The 397-nt window shown below is 48.1% G+C and carries 1 pseudogene; it reads left to right on the top strand.

Annotated elements, in window-relative coordinates:
* Positions 1-146: 146 nt before the first annotated feature.
* Positions 147-251, top strand: a pseudogene (locus BN3456_RS15605) (1-(5-phosphoribosyl)-5-amino-4-imidazole-carboxylate carboxylase); the annotation flags it as partial.
* Positions 252-397: the final 146 nt, after the last annotated feature.

Genomic DNA, 397 nt, shown 5'->3' with positions numbered 1-397 from the left:
GGCGAGTGGTGCGGTCGGTGTTATGGTGTGTTGGCGGCATTCGTGTCGTGTGCGTACGATCTTTTTTTTTTTTTTTAATGACGCGGCGCCCCCCGAGATCTCCACACTGCATATCGTCGGCAGCGTCAGATGTGTATAAGAGACAGCTTTTGTCAATGCTGAATTCCTGCGCATCGGGAGTTTCCGTGGTGAATATTGATAACGGATTTGGTGCAGGATTTCTTGCAGGTAGAATCAATCAGGTAGTGTAACTGTCTCTTATACACATCTCCGAGCCCACGAGACCTCTCTACATCTCGTATGCCGTCTTCTGCTTGAAAAAAAAAAAATCAACATTCCCCCTCCCACAGTCATCCTAACACCTCAAGTCATCAACTACCATACGACCGTCGCCTTC

This window comes from Clostridium sp. C105KSO13 (assembly GCF_001517425.1).
GTDB lineage: Bacteria > Bacillota > Clostridia > Lachnospirales > Lachnospiraceae > Muricomes.
Note: the sequence above shows the minus strand (reverse complement) of the source record. Positions and strands in the feature narration are given on the sequence as shown.